The sequence below is a fragment of the Streptomyces sp. yr375 genome, assembly GCF_900110755.1.
GTDB lineage: Bacteria > Actinomycetota > Actinomycetes > Streptomycetales > Streptomycetaceae > Streptomyces.
Genome location: NZ_FOFF01000040.1, coordinates 22,420 through 43,655, shown reverse-complemented (window position 1 = coordinate 43,655; position 21,236 = coordinate 22,420). Strand labels below are relative to the sequence as shown.

Here is a 21,236-nt window from a genome sequence, read left to right as displayed (position 1 = left end):
CCTCAGTACGCCAGGGCACGGTCGACGGCGTCGAGCACCCGGTCCAGGCCAGGCAGGTACTCCTCCTCCAGGCGCGCCGGCGGGTACGGCGCGTGATAGCCGCCGACCCGCAGGACGGGTGCCTCCAGGTGGTAGAAACAGCGCTCGGTGATCCGGGCGGCGATCTCCGCGCCCGAGCCGAAGAACACCGGCGCCTCGTGCACGACGACCAGGCGGCGGGTCTTCTCCACCGACGCCTGGATCGAGTCGAAGTCCAGCGGGGACACCGAACGCAGGTCCAGGACCTCCAGGTTCTTGCCCTCCTCGGCGGCCGCGGCGGCGACCTCCTGGCAGAGCTTCACCATCGGACCGTAGGCGACCAGGGTCAGATCGGTGCCCTCGCGGACGACCCGGGCCTTGTGCAGGGGGCCGGGGATCGCCTCGGTGTCGACCTCGCCCTTGTCCCAGTAACGCCGCTTCGGCTCGAAGAAGATCACCGGGTCGTCGCTCTGGATGGCCTGCTGCATCATCCAGTACGCGTCGGACGGGTTCGACGGCGAGACGATCTTCAGGCCCGACACATGCGCGAAGAGCGCTTCCGGCGACTCCGAGTGGTGCTCGACCGCGCCGATGCCGCCGCCGTACGGGATGCGTACGACGACCGGGAGCTTGACCTTGCCGAGCGAGCGGGCGTGCATCTTCGCGAGCTGCGTGACGATCTGGTCGTAGGCCGGGAAGACGAAGCCGTCGAACTGGATCTCCACCACCGGGCGGTAGCCGCGCAGGGCCAGCCCGATCGCGGTGCCGACGATGCCGGACTCGGCGAGCGGGGTGTCGATGACGCGGCTGTCGCCGAAGTCCTTCTGCAGGCCGTCCGTCACCCGGAAGACGCCGCCGAGCTTGCCGACGTCCTCGCCCATGATCAGGACCTTGGGGTCGGCGTCCAGGGCGCGGCGCAGCGATTCGTTGATCGCCTTGGCCAGGGCCAGGTTCTTGCTGGTCGCGGTTGTCGCGGTCTCGGCCATCTCACTTACCCCCGTCTTCGTCCACGAACGACGCCTGGTAGGCGGCGAACTGGGCCCGCTCCTCGTCGACGAGCGCATGCCCGTCCGCGTACACGTTCTCGAAGATGGCGAAGTGGTCCGGGTCCGGCATGGCGCGGACCGCTTCGCGCACTCGCCTGCCCAACGCCTCGCTCTCCGCCTCGAGTTCCGCGAAGAATCCCTCGTCCGTGTGGTTTGAGGCCTCCAGGTGGCGGCGAAGGCGCAGGATCGGGTCCTTCGCCTCCCACGCCTCGCGCTCCTCGTCGGCCCGGTACTTCGTCGGGTCGTCGGAGGTGGTGTGGGCGCCCATGCGGTACGTGTACGCCTCGACGAGGGTGGGGCCCTCGCCGTTGCGGGCCCGCTCCAGCGCCCACTTGGTGACCGCGAGGCAGGCCAGGACGTCGTTGCCGTCGACGCGGACGCCGGGGAAGCCGTAGCCCTGCGCGCGCTGGTAGAGCGGCACCCGGGTCTGCTTCTCGGTGGGCTCGGAGATCGCCCACTGGTTGTTCTGGCAGAAGAACACGACGGGCGCGTTGTAGACCGCGGAGAAGGTGAAGGACTCGGCCACGTCGCCCTGGCTGCTGGCGCCGTCGCCGAAGTAGGCGATCACCGCGCTGTCCGCGCCGTCCTTGGCGACGCCCATCGCGTAGCCCGTCGCGTGCAGCGTCTGGGAGCCGATGACGATCGTGTAGAGGTGGAAGTTGTTGCTGTTGGGGTCCCAGCCGCCGTTGTTCACCCCCCGGAACATGCCGAGCAGGTTGGCCGGGTCGACCCCGCGGCACCAGGCGACGCCGTGCTCGCGGTAGGTCGGGAAGACGTAGTCGTCGTCGCGCAGGGCCCGGCCGGAGCCGATCTGGGCGGCCTCCTGGCCGAGCAGCGAGGCCCACAGGCCCAGCTCGCCCTGCCGTTGCAGGGCGGTGGCCTCGGCGTCGAAGCGGCGGGTGAGCACCATGTCGCGGTAGAGGCCGCGGAGGTCTTCGGGGGTGACGTCGGCGGCGTACTTGGCGTACTCCGCGTTCCTGCTGTTCTTGACCCGCTTGCCCTCCGGCGTCAACAACTGCACGAGCTCGGGCTCGGCACTCTTCGCGGTGGTGCGGGTGGTGCGCGCGGTGCCGGTGGCGCCGGCCTTGTCTCCGGCGCTGCGTCGCGGCTTGCGCGCGGCAGTGCTCTCCACGGTCACGTGTGCTCCTCCGTCGGTCCGGCCCCCGGGGTTGCCGGGTGACTGGGGTTCCCCTCAGCCCTTTTGAGGGCCTGGGGGAGCGGCTCACCTGTGCCGACGCCCGTGCACGGGGTGGGTGTCACTGGGTCGGACAGGCGTGACAGGTGCCCCGGCAAGCGCCCTGCAGTCATCACGTTACCCAGTGCTCCACATTTCTGTGAAACCCCTCCTGACCTGCGTTTTTGCTTGGATTTCCAAGTAAATCGGCAAAGTCGGAAGAGAGCCTGGTCACAGCCTTGCAGGAGGCCGGAGCAACGGCACGTTATCCCGGCCGACCAGGCCACGGGAAGAGTTTTCGGATGCGAGTGCCGCCGGTCGCGGGCGTACCCGAAGGGCGGCTGCGCGACCGCACCCACCCGCGAAACGACCTGAAGCGACCACCTGTGACACCTGTTGACCTTTGGTGACTTTCTGCGACAACGCCCAGCTCACAGCCCTAAATCGTGCCCTAGCATCGGGCGCGTGCCGCGCCCCTGTGTACCACCCTCCGTGCCCCACGCGCCCCCTTTGGGCGCTCTGCTCCGCCGGTACGCCGCCGGCACCGCGCTCGCCTGCGAGCCCGTCGACGAGGGGCTGCTGAACCGCGGTTACCGGCTGCGCACCACCCGAGGGCGCTACTTCCTCAAGCACCACTTCGACCCGGACACCGCCGACCCCGCCGCCATCGCCCGCCAGCACCGGGCCACCGAGCGCCTCGCCGACCTGGGCGTCCCGGTCGCGCCCCCGCTCCCCGGCCGCGACGGACGCACGGTCGCCGTCGTCGGCGGCCACGCCTACGCCCTCCACCCGTGGATCGACGGCCGCCACCGCCACGGCGCCCAGCTCACCCCCGGCCAGTGCGGCCGCCTGGGAGCACTGCTGGGGGTCGTGCACGCCAGCCTGGAACACGTGATGCGAGCCCCCGGCGAGCAGCCGCCCCCGACGGGCGCGGCGCACGCGGCTCCGGGGCGCGAACAGCCCGCACTCCCGGCGCACGCACCGGAGCGCACCACCCCGCCCGAGCACCCCGCTCCCGCCGGGCACCCCGCTCCGAGCCCCGACCCCGCCGACACCTTCGCGCTGATCGACGACCTCCTCGCGCGCGTGCGCCGCCACCGCCCCGCCGACTCCTTCGACGACCTCGCCCGCCACCGCCTCCTGGAGCGGCGCACCCTGCTGGAACGGCACGCGGACCGGCGCCCCCGCACACCGGCCCGATCGGCTGGGTGCACGGCGACTTCCACCCCTTCAACCTGCTCTACCGCGGCGACGCCCCCGCCGCCATCGTCGACTGGGACCGGCTCGGCGTGCAGCCCCGCGCGGAGGAGGCCGTCCGCGCCGCCGCGATCTTCTTCGTACGGCCCGACGGCACCCTCGACCTGCCCAAAGCGCGGGGGTACGCGCGCGCGTACCGGCGCGCGGCCGGGGCCGGCCCCGCCGAACTCGCGGCGGCCGTGCACCGCGTGTGGTGGGAGCGCCTCAACGACTTCTGGATGCTGCGCTGGCACTACGAGCGCGGCGACACCCGCGCGGACCCTCAGTTCCCGGCCGCCTCGGCCCTCGCCGTGTGGTGGACCCAGCAGTACGACGCGGTGTGCGGCGCGTTCACGGACTGAGCCGGACCGCACACACGACCACGCGCGCGTAGAGCCTTGTCAACAGGCCCACGCGCGCGTGGTCGAAGCGATACCGAAGAGGGGCGTACGCCGGTCGGTCAGTTGCCGATGCCGGTGCCGCCGATGCCGGTGTTGCCCTGGTCCGTCCCGCTGGTCGGGTTGTCGGAGGACGGGGTGCTCGGGTCGCTCTCCGTCTCGGTCGGCTCGGCCGGCGGCTGGGTGTCCGTCGACGCGTCCGACGGCCCGGAGGTGATCGACGCGGAGGGGGTGTCCGACGGCGTGTACGACGGCGTGTACGACGGCGTCCAGCTCGACCCGGAGTTCGAACCGCTGTTGTCGTCCGAGCTGCCGTCCGTGGACGTCTCGGTCGGATCTTCCGACGGCGTCTTGCTGGGGGTCTCGCCCGCCGCGGACGGCGAGGCGGTCGGCGACTGCGTCGTCTTGGTGTCGTCGCCGGTGCCCGCGCCCTTGGTGTTCAGCGCGAGCGCGACGCCCGCGGCGACGGCGATCACCGCGAGGACGGCGAGGATCCACAGCTTGCCGCGGCCGCTGCCGCGGTTGCCGTGGCCCTCGAAACCGCCGTCGTCACCGCCGCCGTAGCCGGTGGGCAGGATCGGCTGCGGGATCTGCGACGTGCTGGAGCCGTCGCCGCCGTGCGGCAGCATGGTCGTGCCGGCGAGACCGCCGGCGAAGCCGCCGGCGGGCGTGGAGCGGCCGTCGTGCGGGCCGACCGGCCCGGTGTTCCAGGTGCCGGTGTGGCCGCCCTGGTCGTACAGCATCTGCAGCCCGTACTGGATGAGGCCGCGCATCTCCTCCGCCGTCTGGAACCGGTCGTCCGGGTCCTTGGCCAGGGAACGCATGACGAGGCCGTCGAGTTCCGGCGGGCACTCCCCGCCGGACGTCTGCTGCGACGGCGGCATGGGGATGTCCTGCACATGCTGGTAGACCACCGACAGCGGCGTCTCGCCGGTGAACGGGGGCCGCAGCGCGAGGAGTTCGTACAGCAGGCAGCCCGTGGCGTACAGGTCGGAGCGGTGGTCGACGGCCTTGCCGAGCGCCTGCTCCGGGGAGAGGTACTGGGGGGTGCCCATGACCATGCCGGTCTGCGTCATCGTCGTGGACGCGCCGTGCAGGGCGCGCGCGATGCCGAAGTCCATCACCTTGACCGCGCCGTTGTGCGTGATGATCACGTTCGCCGGCTTGATGTCGCGGTGCACGATGCCGTGCTGGTGCGAGTAGGCGAGCGCCTCCAGGACGCCGGAGACGATGATCAGGGCCTGCTCGGGCCCGGGCGCCTCGGCGTTGAGGAGGAGGTCGCGGATCGTGCGCCCCTCGACGATCTCCATGATGATGTACGGCACGCTCTGGCCGCCCACGAAGTCCTCGCCGGAGTCGTACACGGCGACGATCGCGTGGTGGTTGAGGCCGGCCACCGACTGGGCCTCGCGCGTGAAGCGGGCCTTGGACGTCGGGTCCTCGGCCAGATCCGCGCGCAGCAGCTTGACCGCGACGGTGCGTCCAAGGCGTACGTCCTCGGCCGCGAACACCTCGGCCATGCCGCCCCGGCCGAGTCTGTGGGTGAGCCGGTATCGGCCGTCTCCGACCAGCCCGCCGTTGCCCCAGTTCTCCGGCGCATCTGACATACCGCCGCCAGTCGCCTCGGGGTCGGACGGGCCCTGAGCGCGCTGCTGTGCCATCAGTCCTCGCCGTCGTTTCTGCCCGCGGTGCGCGCGGTGTTGTCACGGTCTCCGTCGGCCACGCTACAGCCTCCGCGCAAGCCGCCGGTCCGGGGCGATCCCCGGAGCGACGCCCCGCGCGGACCCGGGCGCCGGTCCGACAGGGACCGGCCATGAAACCCGTACTCCGTACCGGCGTGCAAATTCTGTGTACCGCCGGTACGGCACCTGTAACGCTTCCGCGACGCTTCTTTCTCTTAGGGTCACGGAACGGGCACCGAGCTTGACGTGTCAGTGCCCTACGGCAGACTTGGCCGGGAATAGCACTGTCGATCAACGACAGGTCAACGGCGCCTGAGGGCCTACGGGGGACGCAGAACATGAGCCAGGACGGCGCGCAGGGCCGGTACGCGGGGCGGGCGCTCGCAGCCGGCCGCTATCAACTGCGCGACTTGCTCGGCGAGGGCGGCATGGCCTCGGTGCACCTCGCCTACGACGCCGTGCTCGACCGTCAGGTCGCGGTGAAGACCCTGCACACCGAACTCGGCCGCGAGCAGGCCTTCCGCGAGCGCTTCCGCCGCGAGGCGCAGGCCGTGGCCAAGCTCACGCACACCAACATCGTCTCCGTCTTCGACACGGGCGAGGACGACGTCGAGGGGCTGACGACGCCGTACATCGTCATGGAGTACATCGAGGGCCGCCCGCTCGGCTCCGTGCTCGACGAGGACGTACGGCAGCAGGGCGCGATGCCCGCCGACAAGGCGCTGAAGATCACCGCGGACGTGCTGGCGGCGCTGGAGATCAGCCACGAGATGGGGCTCGTCCACCGCGACATCAAGCCCGGCAACGTGATGATGACCAAGCGCGGCGTCGTCAAGGTGATGGACTTCGGCATCGCGCGGGCGATGCAGTCCGGGGTCACCTCGATGACGCAGACCGGCATGGTCGTCGGCACCCCGCAGTACCTCTCGCCCGAACAGGCCCTGGGGCGTGGCGTGGACGCCCGCTCCGACCTGTACTCGGTCGGCATCATGCTGTTCCAGCTCGTCACCGGGCGGCTGCCGTTCGAGGCGGATTCACCGCTTGCGATCGCGTACGCGCATGTCCAGGAGGAGCCGGTGGTGCCCTCCTCGATCAACCGGGCGCTGCCGCCGGCCGTCGACGCGCTGATCGCCCGCGCGCTGAAGAAGAACCCGAACGAGCGGTTCCCGACCGCCGTCGCCATGCGCGACGAGTGCCTGCGCGTCGCCGCCTCCTTCCAGCCGGCCCCGCCGAGCATCGTGCCGGGCGCGCAGACGTCGAGCGGCGCGGGCGTCGGCTCCGCGGTGTTCCCGCCGGTCGGCCAGGGCACCCCGGCACCCCAGGCGGGCGTCCAGACGCCCTACCAGCCCGCCCCGACCCCGAACCCGTACGGCACCCCGGCGCCGTCCCCCTCCTACGGCTACCCGCAGCAGGGCGGCTACCAGACGCCCGCTCCGGCCTACGGCCACCAGCAGGCGCCGCACACCCCGCCCGCGTACAACCTCAGCCCGCAGCCGTCCACCGCGGTGTCCTCGGGCGGCGGCAGCCGCAAGGGCAGCAGGGCGGTGCTGATCGGCTCGGCCCTCGTCGCCGTGGTGACGGTCGGCGGCCTGCTCATCACCCTCTCGACGAAGGGCGGCAGCGACGACGCCAAGGGCGGCACCGGTGCGACCAGCGCCTCGCCGTCGGCGACGAAGGCGGCGGACTACCGCGCCCCGGACCCGTCCAAGACGATCGACGCGACGGAGTGCTCCGAGCCGCAGGAGTCGTACAACGACCCCGACAAGATCCAGGTGCCGAACTTCAAGTTCAAGTACATCGACTCGGTCAAGGCGTGCTTCCAGTCCGCCGGCTGGAAGATGAAGATCACGAAGATCGACGAGAACACGTACGGCGAGGGGGCGGTCATGGACCAGTTCCCCGCCGCCGGGACGGACGTCGACCCGGAGGACATGCCCGAGATCGAGCTCCGGGTCTCCTCGGGCAACCCGCCGTCCTGACGCCGCGACAGGTCGGGCCGAGCATGTGAAGGGGCCCGGCGTCTCGGACGCCGGGCCCCTTCTTCGTGTGTTTCCCGGGCTGCTACAGGTACGGTCCGCCCGAACGGCCGCCCGCGCGCGGGTCGTCGGCGCCCTCGTGGCCCACACCCGGCGGCAGCGCGCGGCGCATCTGCTCCAACTGGGCGCGCGCGGCCATCTGCTGGGCGAAGAGCGTGGTCTGGATGCCGTGGAAGAGGCCCTCCAGCCAGCCGACCAACTGGGCCTGCGCGATCCGCAGTTCCGCGTCGCTCGGCGTCGAGTCCTCGTTGAACGGCAGGGAAAGCCGCTCCAGTTCGTCGACCAGCTCCGGCGCCAGGCCGTCCTCCAGTTCCTTCACCGAACTCGCGTGGATCTCCTTCAGCCGGACCCGGCTCGCCTCGTCCAGCGGAGCCGCGCGCACCTCCTCGAGCAACTGCTTGATCATGCTTCCGATGCGCATGACCTTCGCGGGCTGCTCGACCATGTCCGTCACCGGGATCTCGCGGGGGTCCTCGTCAGCGTCGATGCCGCCCAGCGCCATGCCGTCCTGTCCTACGACCAGGATCTTCTGGGCGTTCTCCGGCGACCTTTCGTTCCTCGGCATCTCCATGCCGCCATTCTCTCGCACGTCCCCACCTCATCACCGTGGTGCCCCCCGTGAAGGGTGATCCAGCGTTTCCGTTCGGCGGAGTCCGGAATGCGGTCGAACTTCACCGATGTGAGGCTTGTCACGTCTTTTTCTTGGCGACTGGGTACCGGGAGGGGGTCACGGACGTGACTCCATGGCAGCGGGCGTTGCGCGGGATGCAGGTGGGCGCACTGGGTGTGGCGGGAGTAGTCGTGCTGCCCTACGGGGCGGTCTCGGCGTACGCGGCCATAACGGCGTACGGCCCCGCCCCGGCGTACGTCACCGTGTCGGCGTCCGCCACCCCGGCCCCCTCCTCCCCCGAACCGGACCGGGCCGGAAGCCGCGCGGGCGAGGGCCGCGCGCGGCCCGGACGGGACAGCGACCAGGCGCAGGCCGGGAACGGGGACGAGAACGGGGACGAGGAGGGGCAAGACAGCGGCGGAGACGACACCGGCGGCGAGGACACGGCGGCCGGTGACGGCGATCTCGGCGACGGCACCGCCGAGTCCGAGTCGCCGCAGGCCGTCGTCGCTCCCGCGACCCCGGCCGCGCCCCGGAACGCCGTACGGCAGGCGGTCGCGCCACGGGACCGGGCCGACGGCCCCGTGCTCCAGATCCTGCCGCTCGGCAGCGGCCTCGTCCTCATCGGCCTGGGCATCGCCCTCGCCCTCGCCGCCCTGCGCCTGCGCCGCAGTTAGCCGCAGTCAGGTGTGCTGTCGCGGAGCCGGTCAGGGCGCGACCAGCAGCACCTTGCCGACGTGGCCGCTGTCCTCGAGAACCCGGTGGGCGGCGGCCGCGTCGCTCATCGGGAGTTCGCGGTCGACGACAGGGCGCACGTGGCCGGCCGCGATCAGGGGCCAGACGTGTTCGCGTACGGCCGCCACGATGGCCGCCTTCTCCGCCAGGGGGCGGGCCCGCAGCGAGGTCGCGCTGACGGCGGCGCGCTTGCCGAGGAGTGCGGCGATGTTCAGCTCGGCCTTGATGCCGCCCTGCATGCCGATGATCGCGAGCCGGCCGTTCACGGCGAGGGCCTGCACGTTGCGGTCCAGGTACTTCGCGCCCATGTTGTCGAGGATGACGTCGGCGCCGACGCCGTCCGTGGCCTGCTTCAGCTCGGCGACGAAGTCCTGCTCGCGGTAGTTGATCAGGATGTCCGCGCCCAGTGCGGCGCAGTGCTCCAGCTTCTCCTTGGTGCCCGCGGTGACGGCGACCCGCGCACCGAAGGCCTTGGCCAACTGGATCGCCATGGTGCCGATGCCGCTGGAGCCGCCGTGCACGAGCAGCGTCTCGCCTGGGCGCAGGTGGGCGATCATGAAGACGTTCGACCAGACGGTACTGGTCACCTCGGGGAGCGCGGCGGCCTGCCGGAGGCCGACGCCCGTCGGCACGGGCAGCAACTGACCGGCCGGCACCGCGACCTTCTCGGCGTAGCCGCCGCCCGCGAGCAGCGCGCACACCTCGTCGCCGACGGCCCAGCCGGTGACGCCGGCGCCGATCGCGGCGATCCGGCCGGAGCACTCCAGGCCGGGGTAGCGGGAAGCGCCGGGCGGCGGGTCGTAGAAGCCCTGCCGCTGGAGGATGTCGGCGCGGTTGACGGCGCTGGCCACCACCTCGACCAGGACCTCGCCCTCGCCTGCCACCGGATCGGGGACCTCGTCCCACACCAGCGCCTCGGGACCACCAGGTTCGGGAATCGTGATCGCATGCATGAGGGGGACGCTACTCCCCGCCCCCGGCCGAGCATCACCCGGCAAATCGATGTGCGATCACCGATGAGTTCGCGCGAGAGTAAAGGTCTCCCCATGCGTAGCCCAAGTACGCGGAAGGAAGCCCCATGAGCCAGCACCGCGCCGGCCTGGCGATCGAGACCGCGGGCCTGGTGAAGACGTTCGGCCGGACCCGGGCCGTGGACGGCGTCGACCTCGCCGTCCCCACCGGCACGGTCTACGGCGTCCTCGGCCCGAACGGCGCAGGCAAGACGACCACCGTCAAGACCCATCTGGCGTCGGCGGTACGGGGATTGATGGCCGGCGACTGGCCGGGCGCCGAGATCGCCTGGTCGCGGGGGTGGGCCGCACTGTTCGTGCTGGTCTTCGGACCGGTGACGATGCGGCTGTACAACCGCAAGTAACGCGGCCCGACGGGTCGGCCTGACGGGTGGGTGTTCAGGCCGGCGGGAGGGGCGGGACGCCGGGCATGCCGGGGGTCCCGAGGACGACCGGTCCGCGGTCCGGGCCCATCCGCGTGATCGTGACCAGCCGGTCCGTCGGCTCCAGCACGCCGATCGCCGGGTCGTCGTAGGCCAGCACACGGTGCCCGCGGACGACGCTCACCACCAGGTCGTCCGTCTCACGCGGGCCGCGGCCCGCCTCGGCCTTGGTGACGGGCCGTTCGACGAGGTCGAGCCCGTCGCCCTGCTGGATGAGGTCCTCCATGACCCGGCCCGCGGCCGGGCTGAGCACGGACAGACCGAGCAGCCGGCCGGCCGCACCCGCGCTGGTGATGACCTCGTCGGCGCCGGACTGCTTGAGCAGCGGCGCGTTCTCCTCCTCGCGGACCGCCGCCACGATCTTCGCCCCCGGGTTGAGCTGGCGGGCGGTCAGCGCCACCAGCACGGCCGTGTCGTCGCGCTGGGTCGCGATGACGATCCGCCCCGCCCGCTGCACCTCGGCCCGCCGCAGCACGTCACTGCGCGTCGCGTCCCCGACGACCCCCTCGTAGCCCTCGGCCGTCGCCGCCTCGATCATCTTCGCGCTCGGGTCGATCACCATGACCTGCTCCCTGCGCAGCCCCGCCGCGCAGGCCGTCCGGATCGCGGACCGCCCCTTCGTACCGAAGCCGACAACGACAGTGTGGTCGCGCAAGGGGACCTCCGGGATCATGGAACAGGTGCGGACTCATGGAGACGTGTTGCTTCATGACGGGCACGAACCCGCCGGGAACCATGGTGCCCACCGATCGGATCACCATCACAGGGGGCGCGCGATGAAGGACCACCCACGACAGCCCGGCGGCCCGGCCAGGTTCTCCCTCTTCCGGTCCCTCTGGTACCGCTCGCGCTCCGAGGCCCGGGACGACGCCGAGGCGGGCCGCTCCATCACGATGCCCGTGCGCACCGGCGTCCCCCCGCTCCAGCAGGTGCTGCGACGCCTCGCCATGGGCCTGCTGGTACTCGCCGCCACCACCCTGATCGTCTACGCCGACCACGACGGCTACAACGACAACTCGGACGGCTCCGTCGGCCTCCTCGACTCCGCCTACTACGCCACCGTCACCCTCTCCACCACCGGCTACGGCGACATCACCCCGGTCAGCGACATGGCCCGGCTCATCAACATCCTCGTCATCACACCGCTGCGCGTGGTGTTCCTGATCATCCTGGTCGGCACCACCCTGGAGGTCCTCACCGAGCGCACCCGCCAGCAGGTCCGCATCCACCGCTGGCGCGCCCGTACCAGCGATCACATCGTGGTCGTCGGCTACGGCACGAAGGGCCGCCACGCGGTGCAGACCCTCGTCGGGCAGGGCATCCCCAAGGACCGGATCGTGGTCGTGGACGCCCAGCGCAAGTACGCGGACCTGGCCGGCGACGACGGGCTGGTGGCGGTGACCGGGGACGCCACCCGCTCGGAGACCCTCCTCAAGGCAGAGGTCCAGCGCGCCTCGCGGGTGATCGTCGCCCCGCAGCGCGACGACACGGCCGCCCTGGTCACCCTCACTGCCCGCCAGTTGAACCGGCGCGCCACGATCGTCGTCGCCGCCCGCGAGGACGAGAACGTACCGCTGCTCAAGCAGAGCGGCGCGAACACCGTGATCACCAGCTCCAGCTCCGCCGGCCGACTGCTCGGCGTCTCGATGGTCAGCCCGACCGTGGCCAGGACCCTGGAGGACCTGATGACCCTCGGCAGCGGCCTGGACCTCATCGAGCGCCCGATCACCAAGGCGGAGGCGGGACAGACGCCCCGCACCTGCGCGGACCTCGTCGTGGCAGTCGTCCGCGGCAAGGAACTGCTGAACTACGCCGACCCCCGGCTCACCCGTCTACAACCGGGGGACCACGTGATCACGGTCAGCCGGGCGGTCCCGGCCGCCGAACAGGCCTGACGATGTTTCACGTGAAACAGGGAGTGTGTTTCACGTGAAACGAACGCCACGGCCGCCATGTTTCACGTGAAACAGGCTCCCCGTTTCACGTGAAACAAGCTGGCCGTTTCACGTGAAACAAGCGCCGATCCCGGCTGTCGCCCACGGCAGGTCGAGGAGTTCGGCCTCCTGACCCGCCCCTGCACCGCCCGGCGGTACGACGGCGAGGGCGTCGGCCACCGCGATGCCCCGCAGCATGGCCGGACCGTTGTAGTGCAGCGGCACCACATGGTCACCCCGCAGCACGACCGGGACGAGCCGGGTGTCGTACGGGTGCCCGTGGACCGTCTCCCTCAACGGCAGTGTGTACGGCTCGGGAGCCGAGCGGGCGGCGAGGGTGCGCAGCAGGGGCTCGGCGAGGGTGATCAGGCCGGAGACGGCCGCGAGCGGGTTGCCGGGCAGGCCGACAAGGTGCTGGTCGTCCTTGAGGCGGGCCAGCAGCATGGGGTGACCGGGTCGCACCTTGACGCTGTCGACAAGGAGTTCGGCGTCGAGGCGGCGCAGCGTGGGGTGAACGTGGTCGACGGGGCCGGCAGCGGTGCCCCCGGTGGTGACGATCAGGTCGGCGCCGGACGCGGTGACGGCCTTGTGCAGGACCTTCGCGTCATCGCGGAGCCTGCGCACGGCGATGACCTCGGCGCCCAGCGCCCGCAGCCACGGGGGCAGCATCGGGCCGAGCGCGTCCCGGATGAGGCCCTCGTGCGGGCGGCCCTCGGTGAGCAGTTCGTCGCCCAGGACGAGCACCTCGACCCGGGGGCGGGGAACGGCCGTCAGCGTGTCGTACCCGGCAGCGGCGGCGAGTCCGAGCACCGCCGGGGTCACCACCGCTCCGGCGAGGAGCAGTTGGTCCCCGCTGCGGCACTCCTGCCCTCGCGGGCGGATGTCCTGCCCGTGCTGCATCTCGCGGGTCGGGTGCAGCCGGCCGCTGTCGTCGGTGCGGCCGTGCTCACTGCGCAGCACCGCGGTGGTGTCCGCGGGGATCCGGGCGCCGGTGGCGATCCGGACGGCCTCGCCGTCGCCGAGGGACGCGGGCGCCGCGCTTCCGGCCAGCACTCCTTCGTCCCGTACGTGCCAGGGGCCGGGGCCGGCGACCGCCCAGCCGTCCATCGCCGAGGTGTCGAAGGAGGGCAGATCGGTGAGGGCGGTGAGGGGGGCGGCCAGGACGAGACCGAGGGCGTCGCCGAGGGTGACGGAGACGGGCGGGCGGCGGGCTGCGCCGGACCGGGCGGCGCGGGCGGCGATCGTCCGGGCCTCGGGCCAGGAGATGGCCCGGTGGCGGTGTTCCGGGGCGGGGGAGGTCTCGGAGGACGGGGTGCCGTCGGCGCTGCCCTCGCGCTGCGCGGGGCCGTGGTCGCCGGTCGGGCGGGCGGGGCCGTTGCCGTCCTTCACGAGGGCGAGCGCCTCCTCGACGTCGAGGTCCTCGGCGTCGAGGCCCTGCCGGGTGCCGTGGGGGGTCATCCGGCGTCCGGTCCGGAGCCGCCGGGCCCGGCGGCCTTGTCCTGCTGGACGGCCTTGTCCTGCTCGGCCTCCTGTGCCCAGCTCAGGGCCAGCGCGACAGCCTTGCGGGTGGCCTCGGCGACGGCCTCGGGGCCGCCCTGGGCCTGCGCCGCCGCGTAGCCGACCAGGAAGGTGGTCAGCGGGGCCGCGGGCCGGGCCACCCCGTGGGCGGCGTCACGGGCGAGGTCGAGGAGGGCGCCGGTGTCGACGTCGAGGTCGATGCCCAGCTCGTCCTTGACTGCGGAAATCCATTCATCCAACACGTGGCCATGCTCCCTGATACGTGCCCTGGCGGTGGCGATGTCGTCCCAGGTGTCGCAGTCGAAGGACGCGACCGGGTCGGGGACGCGGGTGAGTTCGAGCCCGGCGGTCAGCCGGCGCAGGGGCAGCCCGGTGAGGCCGCCGTGGTCGGTGGCGAGCACCGCCAGTTCGCGGCGCAGGGCGGCCGTGCGGTACGCGGCGACGAGCGGCTGGTCGCGGCCGTCGGCGTCGGTGAGCAACGCGCCCTCGGCTCGGCCGGCGCGCAGGGCCGTCAGCAGCCGCCGTACGGTGTCCGCCGCGAGGAAGGGCAGGTCGGCGGAGAGGACGACGACGTCGTCCGCCGTGGCCTGGCGCAGTCCGGCGTCGAGCGCGGCGACGGGTCCCGCGCCGGGCGGGTCCTCGCGCGCCCAGCGCACGGGCCGGGCGGCGAGGGCGGGGCGGGGTTCGGCGACGACGATGGTGGCGCGTGCGTCGGCGCAGGCCCCGAGCACCCGGTCGAGCAGCGCGCGCCCGCCCACCCGCACACCGGGCTTGTCGGCGCCGCCGAGCCGGCGCGCACCGCCACCGGCGAGCACGACGGCGTCGTAGGCGGCCGGTCCGGGAGGCTCGTTCGAGGTCACCCCCCGAGTATGCGGGCCGCTCCGGCGATGCGTGCCCCCGCGATCACGGGAAACGCGGGGAGCACGCGGGCGGGGGCGGGGGCGGGGGCGGGGACATGTTCAGGGCCTGGCCGGGATCACAGCGTGCGCAGCAGCACCGCCGGCTGCTCCACGCAGTCGGCCACGTAGCGCAGGAAGCCTCCCGCCGTGCCGCCGTCGCACACCCGGTGGTCGAAGGTGAGCGAGAGCTGCACGACCTGGCGCACCGCCAGTTCGCCTTCGTGCACCCACGGCTTGGGGATGATGCGGCCGACGCCGAGCATGGCCGCCTCGGGGTGGTTGATGATCGGCGTGGAGCCGTCGACGCCGAACACGCCGTAGTTGTTCAGCGTGAAGGTGCCGCCGGTCAGTTCGCCGGGGGTGAGGCGCCCGTCGCGGGCGACCTCGGTGAGCCGGGCGAACTCGGCGGTGAGTCCCTCGGCGTCCCGGGCGTGCGCGTCGCGGACGACGGGCACGACGAGTCCCCGCTCGGTCTGCGCGGCGAAGCCGAGGTGGACATGGTCGAACCGGACGACCTCCCGGGCCGCCTGGTCGACGGTGGAGTTGAGCTCCGGGAAGCGGGCCAGGGCCGCGGTGCAGACCCGGGCCAGCAGCGCGAGGAGGGAGATCTTCGGCCCGCCGGCCGCGTTCATCGCGGCACGGGCACGCATCAGTTCCGTCGCGTCGGCGTCCACCCAGCAAGTCGCGTCGGGAATCTCCCGACGGCTGCGCGAGAGCTTGTCGGCGACGGCACCCCGCACGCCCTTGAGGGGGATGCGATGGCTTCCGGCGAGAGTGGCGGAGGGAGCGACGGAGGCGGGAGCAGTCGTCGCCGCGGAGACCGGTGCGGACTGCGGAACGGCAGCCGCCCGCATCACGTTCTCCACGTCCGCCCGCAGGATCAGCCCCTCCGGCCCGGAACCGGAGACCTCCCGCAGATCCAGCCCGTTCTCGCGAGCGAGGCGACGGACCAGCGGGGAGATGACGGGGACGGGCCCGGCCGCCGCCCCGCGCGAAGCCGCCGGGGTAGCCGGGACCGCTGCGACCGCCGGTGCCGGAGCAACAGGCGTCGCGTGAGAAACCGGCGTCGGCTGAGCGACAGGCGTCGGCTGGACCGGCCGCACCCGCCTGCGCCGCGCCGGTGCCTCCGAAGTGCCGTAGCCCACCAGCACGTTGCCCGAGCCCTCGGTGGGAACCGTCTCACCGCCGGAAGCCGGCGGGCCGACCGCCACCGTGATCAGCGGGGCGCCGACGGGCATTTCCGTACCCTCCTCGCCGAAGCGGGCGGTGACCACGCCGCCGTAGGGACAGGGCACCTCGACCATCGCCTTGGCCGTCTCGACCTCGACGATCGGCTGGTCGACGGCGACCACATCGCCGACCTCGACCAGCCAGCGGACGATCTCCGCCTCGGTGAGCCCCTCCCCGAGGTCGGGGAGCTTGAACTCCAGCACCTGAGCCATCAGTTCTCGGCCTCCCACTGCAACCGCGCCACGGCGTCCAGGATGCGGTCGACGCCGGGCAGGTGGTGGCGCTCCAGCATCGGCGGCGGATACGGGAGGTCGAACCCGGCGACGCGCAGCACCGGTGCCTCCAGGTGGTGGAAGCAGCGCTCCGTGACACGGGCCGCGATCTCCCCGCCCGGCCCGCCGAAGGAGCCCGACTCATGGACGACGACCGCGCGGCCGGTCCGCCGTACCGAGGCGCAGACCGTCTCGTCGTCGAAGGGCACCAGGGAACGCAGGTCGACGACTTCGAGGTCCCAGCCCTCGGCGCGCGCCGCCTCGGCGGCTTCGAGGCAGACCGGCAGCGACGGCCCGTACGTGATCAGTGTGGCGCTCCGGCCCGAGCGCCGCACCACCGCGCGGCCTATCGGCTCGACGGTCTGCGGGTCCTCCGGGTTCCAGGAGTCCTTGGACCAGTACAGGCGCTTGGGTTCGAGGACGACGACCGGGTCGTCCGAGGCGATCGCGGCGCGCAGCAGGCCGTAGGCGTCGGCGACCGTGGCCGGCGTCACGACATGGAGGCCGGGGGTCGCCATGTAGTACGCCTCGGAGGAGTCGCTGTGGTGCTCGACGCCGCCGATGCCGCCGCCGTAGGGCACCCGGACGGTGATCGGCAGCGGCATCCGGCCGCGGGTGCGGTTGCGCATCTTGGCGACATGGCTGATGAGCTGCTCGAACGCCGGAAAGGCGAAGGCGTCGAACTGCATCTCCACGACCGGGCGCAGGCCGTACATGGCCATGCCGACGGCGGTGCCGAGGATGCCCGCCTCGGCGAGCGGGGTGTCCGTGCAGCGGGTCTCGCCGAACTCCTTGGCGAGCCCGTCGGTGACCCGGAAGACGCCGCCCAGGGTGCCCACGTCCTCACCCAGGACGTGCACGGACGGGTCGGCGGCCATCGCGTCGCGCAGCGCGCGCGTGAGCGCCTGCGCCATGGTGGCCGGCTTGACGGCGACGGTGGTCATCGGTGCGCGCTCCCCTGGTCACTGCCCTGGTCGGCGTGCTCGGCGTCGAGTTCCGCCCGCAGCAGCGCCTGCTGCTCGCGCAGTTGGGGGGTGGGTTCGGCGTACACGTGGGAGAACAGGTCCATCGGGTCGAGGACCGGGTCCTGGTTCATGCGGGCGCGCAGGTCGGCGGCCATCGTCTCGGCGGCGTCCCGCGCGGACTGCCGCAGGTCCTCGTCGAGCAGCCCGCGCGCGGTCAGTTCGCGCTCCAGGAGCTGGATCGGGTCGTGCTCGCGCCAGGTCTCGACCTCGGCGTCGCCCCGGTATCGGGTGGCGTCGTCGGCGTTGGTGTGCGCCTCGATGCGGTAGGTCACCGCCTCCACCAGGGTCGGGCCGCCGCCCTCCCGCGCGCGGCGTACGGCGTCGGCCAGCACCTCGTGCACGGCGACGGCGTCGTTGCCGTCGACCAGGCGGCCCGGCATGCCGTACCCGACGGCCTTGTGGGCCAGCGAGGGGGCCGCGGTCTGCTTGGCGAGCGGGACGGAGATCGCGAAGCCGTTGTTCTGCACGAGGAAGACGACCGGCGCCTGCCAGACGGCGGCGAAGTTCAGCGCCTCGTGGAAGTCGCCCTCGCTGGTGCCGCCGTCACCGACCATGGCGAGCGCGACCACGTCGTCGCCCTTGAGGCGGGCGGCGTGCGCGAGGCCCACGGCGTGCGGGAGCTGGGTGGCGAGCGGCGTGCACAGGGGCGCGACGCGGTGCTCGTAGGGGTCGTAGCCGGTGTGCCGGTCGCCGCGCAGCAGGGTGAGGGCCTCGACGGGGTCCACTCCGCGCGCGACGACCGCGAGGGTGTCGCGGTAGCTGGGGAAGAGCCAGTCCCGCTCCTGAAGGGCGAGCGCGGCGGCGACCTCGCAGGCCTCCTGGCCGGTGCTGGAGGGGTAGACGGCGAGTCTGCCCTGCTTGGTGAGGGCGGTGGCCTGGGCGTTGTAGCGGCGGCCGCGCACCAACTGGGCGTACAGCCGGCGCAGCAGCTCCGGATCGGTCTGCGCGGCCGCGTCGGTGCCGAGGACGCGGTACGGCTCCGCGTCGGGCAGCAGCGGCGCGGGGTCGGTACGGGGCTGCCAGGCGGGCGGCGGCGTGGGCCGGTACGTGCCCCGCTGCTCCAGGACCGTCATGACGGCACCTCCTCGTGGAAGCGGCTGTGGGAGGCGCGTCGGTTGTGATGCGCCTCACCTACCGATTGTTCGGTCGTCGGCACATTTTGGCTACAGGCCCCCTCAGGCTGTGGACAAACGGTTCTGCACAGCCTGAGATGGGTGCAGTACGTCCATGGTAGGGAGGCGGGGGGACATGGCACCTGAACAAATGGCCGAAGGGGCGCCGACCCCGGAGCCCGGCCCTCCGTCCCAGCCGGCCCGCCCGCTCGACGCCATCGACCAGGACATCCTGCAGATGCTCCAGGCGGACGGCCGCGCCTCGATACGGTCGGTCGCCGAGCGGGTCCACGTCTCGCGCGCAAACGCTTACGCGCGGATCAACCGGCTCATCGAGGACGGCGTCATCCGCGGTTTCGGCGCCCGCGTCGACCACGAGCGCGCGGGCCAGGGGACGAGCGCCTACATCACGCTGAAGATCGTGCAGAACTCCTGGCGGACCGTGCGCGAGCAGCTCAGACTGCTGCCCGGCGCCTCCCACATCGCCCTCGTCGGGGGCGACTTCGACGTACTGCTCCTGGTGCACACGCCCCACAACAGGGCACTGCGCGAGGTGGTGCTCACCCGGCTCCAGGCGATCCCCGAGGTGCTCAGCACGCGCACACTGCTGGTGTTCGAGGAGGAGGACCTGGAGCCGCAGGGCTGACCGGGCGCAGGACCACAGGACCGCGGGACCTGTGGTCTCAGTCCGCCGTGCGCAGGCCCTCGAAGACCAGCCGCACCACCGCGTCGGCCACCTCGCTCTCGACCATCCCCCGGCCGCCCGGCCGGTACCACTCGACGATCGAGTTGATCATCCCGAAGACCAGCCGCGTCGCGAGCCGCACGTCGATGTCGCCGCGTACGTCCCCGTCGGCGGCGGCCGCCCTCAGCAGGTCGGCGACCCGGTGGTCGAAGTCGCGGCGCCGCTCCAGGGCCCACCGCTCGGTGTCGGTGTTGCCGCGCACGCGCAGCAGCAGCGTCACGTACGGCAGTTCGCCGATGAGCACCTCGACCATGCGCCGTACGACGTACTCCAGGCGCTCCGAGGTGTGCCCCACGCGCGCGTGCTCCTCGTCGAGGATCCCGAAGAGGCCGTCCAGCGCCCGGCTGACGGCCCGCCGCAGCAGTTCCTCCTTGCCGGCGACGTGGTGGTAGATCGACGACTTGGAGATGCCGGCCGCCTTGGAGAGGTGCTCCATGGACGTGCCGTCGTACCCGCGCTCGTTGAAGACCTGGACGGCGACGGTGAGCAGGGTCTCCGGGGTGTACGTGTCGCGCTTGGCGGTGGTCACGAGGCGCCCTCCCGCTTCTCGGTGGCGTAGGAGTGCCGGTAGAGCGCGAGGGACGGCGCGTAGCGGCCGGAGGGGTCGCGCTCGTGCAGGTCGTCCAGGAGGGAGCAGGCCCAGGTGCGGCCCAGCCTGCGGCACCACTCGAAGGGGCCGAGGGGGTAGTTCACGCCTAGGCGCATCGCGGTGTCGATGTCCTCCTCGGTGGCGACGCCCTTGGCCACCGCGTCGTGCGCGAGGTCGACGATCCGCGCGACCGTGCGGGCGACGATCATGCCGGGGACGTCGCCGATGACGCTGACGTCCTTGCCGAGCGCCTGGAACAGGCCGATCGCCTCGGACATGGTCTGCGCGGAGGTGTCCTGGGAGGCGGACAGGGCGATGCGGGTGGCCTTGCGGTAGTCGAGGGCGAGGTCGAAGTAGACGACGTCCCGGAACTCCACGGAGGTCTGGCCGTCGGCGAGGGCGAGCTGGCCGCCGCCGGGCAGCACCAGGCGGCTGCCGTGGTCCTCGTCGTCCTCGCGGACCTGAATGCCCGCCTCGCGGATCAGCGCGAGCAGTTCCGACGCGGGGCCCAGGTCGCCTTCGGCGACGACGTACGCGGGCGGCTGGGCGGGCTCCGCGGTGTGCGGTTCGGCGGGCTCGGCGTCGTCGCGGTGGTCGTACCAGCCCTGGCCGGTCTTGCGGCCCAGGCGGCCCGACTCGACCAGGCGGCGCTGGGCGAGCGAGGGCGTGAACCGCACGTCCTGGAAGAAGGACCGCCACACGGAGTGCGTGACGGACTCGTTGACGTCCTGCCCGATCAGGTCGGTCAGTTCGAAGGCGCCCATCTTGAAGCCGCCCGACTCGCGCAGGATCGCGTCGATGGTGGCCGGGTCGGCGCCCTGCGCCTCGTAGACGGCGAACGCCTCGGCGTAGAAGGGCCGCGCGATGCGGTTGACGATGAAGCCGGGGGTGTCGGCGCAGGCGACCGGCGTCTTCCCCCAGGAGCGGGCGGTCTCGTACGCGCGCGTGGCCGACGTGACGTCCGTGGCGTACCCGGAGACGACCTCGACCAGCGGCAGCACCGGCGCGGGGTTGAAGAAGTGCAGGCCCACGAGGCGGCCGGGGTTGCGCAGGGCGCCGGCGACGGCGGTCACCGACAGGGAGGAGGTGTTGGTGGCGAGCAGGCAGTCCTCGCCGACGATGTCCTCCAGTTGCCTGAACAGCTCCTGCTTGGCCTCCAGGAGCTCGACGACGGCCTCGACGACCAGGGAGCAGTCCGCGAGGTCGGTGAGGCTCTCCGCGGCCTCCAGACGGGCGCGTGCCTCGTCCCGGTCGGTGGCGGCGAGGCGGCCCTTCTCGACGAGCCGGTCGAGGCGGGCGCCGATCGCGGCGGCCGCTTCTTGGGCGCGCCCGGGTACCGCGTCGTACAGCCGCACGAGGTGGCCCGCCACCAACGCGACCTGGGCGATGCCCTGGCCCATGGTGCCGGTGCCGACGACGGCCACGGGGCTGTTGAGGTCGAGTGCTGTCATGTGCGCGATCCTCCCGCACGGGGTTTTCCACAGATGCGGCAGGCCCCCTTGTCCCGACCGATCGTTCGGTTAC

General features: G+C 72.3%; 16 protein-coding genes and 4 pseudogenes. 7 read left to right on the top strand and 13 right to left on the bottom strand.

Features of this window, described 5'->3' with window-relative positions:
- Positions 1-2: 2 nt before the first annotated feature.
- Positions 3-1,004, bottom strand: coding sequence for an alpha-ketoacid dehydrogenase subunit beta (locus BMZ82_RS29625; RefSeq protein ID WP_093780474.1), 1,002 nt, complete (start codon positions 1,002-1,004; stop codon positions 3-5).
- A 1-nt stretch (position 1,005) separates the two neighbouring features.
- Positions 1,006-2,202 (bottom strand): pyruvate dehydrogenase (acetyl-transferring) E1 component subunit alpha, encoded by a 1,197-nt coding sequence (pdhA, locus tag BMZ82_RS29620; protein ID WP_093780473.1) that lies wholly within the window; start codon positions 2,200-2,202, stop codon positions 1,006-1,008.
- A 528-nt stretch (positions 2,203-2,730) separates the two neighbouring features.
- Here pdhA (BMZ82_RS29620) and BMZ82_RS42830 point away from each other — a divergent pair.
- Positions 2,731-3,836: pseudogene (locus BMZ82_RS42830) on the top strand (phosphotransferase).
- Between the two features lie 98 nt (positions 3,837-3,934).
- Here BMZ82_RS42830 and BMZ82_RS29610 read toward each other — a convergent pair.
- Positions 3,935-5,533, bottom strand: a complete 1,599-nt coding sequence (locus tag BMZ82_RS29610; protein ID WP_371271322.1) for a protein kinase domain-containing protein — start codon at positions 5,531-5,533, stop codon at positions 3,935-3,937.
- A 359-nt stretch (positions 5,534-5,892) separates the two neighbouring features.
- On the opposite strand from BMZ82_RS29610, the gene BMZ82_RS29605 reads away from it, so the two are divergent.
- Positions 5,893-7,533, top strand: a complete 1,641-nt coding sequence (locus BMZ82_RS29605) for a protein kinase domain-containing protein (protein ID WP_093780471.1) — start codon at positions 5,893-5,895, stop codon at positions 7,531-7,533.
- Positions 7,534-7,615: 82 nt separating this feature from the next.
- Here BMZ82_RS29605 and BMZ82_RS29600 read toward each other — a convergent pair whose 3' ends face one another.
- Complete coding sequence (locus tag BMZ82_RS29600; protein ID WP_093780470.1) at positions 7,616-8,161, bottom strand: bacterial proteasome activator family protein; 546 nt, start codon at positions 8,159-8,161, stop codon at positions 7,616-7,618.
- A gap of 164 nt (positions 8,162-8,325) precedes the next feature.
- Between BMZ82_RS29600 and BMZ82_RS29595 the strand changes: the two genes are divergently transcribed.
- Positions 8,326-8,877: a hypothetical protein gene (locus BMZ82_RS29595; RefSeq protein ID WP_093780469.1), complete on the top strand. Its 552-nt coding sequence runs from the start codon at positions 8,326-8,328 to the stop codon at positions 8,875-8,877.
- A gap of 30 nt (positions 8,878-8,907) precedes the next feature.
- Here BMZ82_RS29595 and BMZ82_RS29590 read toward each other — a convergent pair whose 3' ends face one another.
- Positions 8,908-9,888 carry an NAD(P)H-quinone oxidoreductase gene (locus tag BMZ82_RS29590; RefSeq protein WP_093780468.1) on the bottom strand — a complete coding sequence of 327 codons (981 nt, stop codon included), beginning with the start codon at positions 9,886-9,888 and terminating at the stop codon, positions 8,908-8,910.
- Between the two features lie 125 nt (positions 9,889-10,013).
- Here BMZ82_RS29590 and BMZ82_RS40955 point away from each other — a divergent pair.
- Both BMZ82_RS40955 and BMZ82_RS40950 read left to right on the top strand, forming a co-directional pair.
- Positions 10,014-10,196: pseudogene (locus BMZ82_RS40955) on the top strand (ATP-binding cassette domain-containing protein); the annotation flags it as partial.
- Positions 10,173-10,310, top strand: a pseudogene (locus BMZ82_RS40950) (ABC transporter permease); the annotation flags it as partial. The pseudogenes BMZ82_RS40955 and BMZ82_RS40950, both read left to right, overlap by 24 nt.
- A gap of 34 nt (positions 10,311-10,344) precedes the next feature.
- On the opposite strand, the pseudogene BMZ82_RS29580 reads toward BMZ82_RS40950, so the two are convergent.
- Positions 10,345-11,043, bottom strand: a pseudogene (locus tag BMZ82_RS29580) (TrkA family potassium uptake protein); the annotation flags it as partial.
- A gap of 121 nt (positions 11,044-11,164) precedes the next feature.
- On the opposite strand from BMZ82_RS29580, the gene BMZ82_RS29575 reads away from it, so the two are divergent.
- Positions 11,165-12,283 carry a potassium channel family protein gene (locus tag BMZ82_RS29575; RefSeq protein WP_093780465.1) on the top strand — a complete coding sequence of 373 codons (1,119 nt, stop codon included), beginning with the start codon at positions 11,165-11,167 and terminating at the stop codon, positions 12,281-12,283.
- 108 nt (positions 12,284-12,391) lie between these two features.
- Here BMZ82_RS29575 and BMZ82_RS29570 read toward each other — a convergent pair whose 3' ends face one another.
- The 5 genes from BMZ82_RS29570 to pdhA (BMZ82_RS29550) form a co-directional block, all read right to left on the bottom strand.
- Positions 12,392-13,780, bottom strand: a complete 1,389-nt coding sequence (locus BMZ82_RS29570) for a molybdopterin molybdotransferase MoeA (RefSeq protein ID WP_093780464.1) — start codon at positions 13,778-13,780, stop codon at positions 12,392-12,394.
- Complete coding sequence (locus BMZ82_RS29565; protein ID WP_093780463.1) at positions 13,777-14,700, bottom strand: NTP transferase domain-containing protein; 924 nt, start codon at positions 14,698-14,700, stop codon at positions 13,777-13,779. The genes BMZ82_RS29570 and BMZ82_RS29565 overlap by 4 nt, the downstream gene beginning before the upstream one ends.
- A gap of 116 nt (positions 14,701-14,816) precedes the next feature.
- A complete protein-coding gene (locus BMZ82_RS29560) occupies positions 14,817-16,181 on the bottom strand; it encodes a dihydrolipoamide acetyltransferase family protein (RefSeq protein WP_093780462.1) in 1,365 nt (454 codons plus the stop codon).
- A complete protein-coding gene (locus BMZ82_RS29555; protein ID WP_093780461.1) occupies positions 16,181-17,185 on the bottom strand; it encodes an alpha-ketoacid dehydrogenase subunit beta in 1,005 nt (334 codons plus the stop codon). The genes BMZ82_RS29560 and BMZ82_RS29555 overlap by 1 nt, the downstream gene beginning before the upstream one ends.
- Positions 17,182-18,339 (bottom strand): pyruvate dehydrogenase (acetyl-transferring) E1 component subunit alpha, encoded by a 1,158-nt coding sequence (pdhA, locus tag BMZ82_RS29550; protein ID WP_093780460.1) that lies wholly within the window; start codon positions 18,337-18,339, stop codon positions 17,182-17,184. Before pdhA (BMZ82_RS29550) ends, BMZ82_RS29555 begins: the two co-directional genes overlap by 4 nt.
- Before the next feature lie 175 nt (positions 18,340-18,514).
- On the opposite strand from pdhA (BMZ82_RS29550), the gene BMZ82_RS29545 reads away from it, so the two are divergent.
- A complete protein-coding gene (locus BMZ82_RS29545) occupies positions 18,515-19,024 on the top strand; it encodes an Lrp/AsnC family transcriptional regulator (RefSeq protein WP_371271321.1) in 510 nt (169 codons plus the stop codon).
- 37 nt (positions 19,025-19,061) lie between these two features.
- Here BMZ82_RS29545 and BMZ82_RS29540 read toward each other — a convergent pair whose 3' ends face one another.
- Both BMZ82_RS29540 and BMZ82_RS29535 read right to left on the bottom strand, forming a co-directional pair.
- On the bottom strand, positions 19,062-19,652 hold the full coding sequence (locus BMZ82_RS29540) for a TetR/AcrR family transcriptional regulator (RefSeq protein WP_093780458.1): 591 nt from the start codon (positions 19,650-19,652) through the stop codon (positions 19,062-19,064).
- Positions 19,649-21,163, bottom strand: a complete 1,515-nt coding sequence (locus BMZ82_RS29535; RefSeq protein ID WP_093780457.1) for a 3-hydroxyacyl-CoA dehydrogenase — start codon at positions 21,161-21,163, stop codon at positions 19,649-19,651. The genes BMZ82_RS29540 and BMZ82_RS29535 overlap by 4 nt, the downstream gene beginning before the upstream one ends.
- Positions 21,164-21,236: the final 73 nt, after the last annotated feature.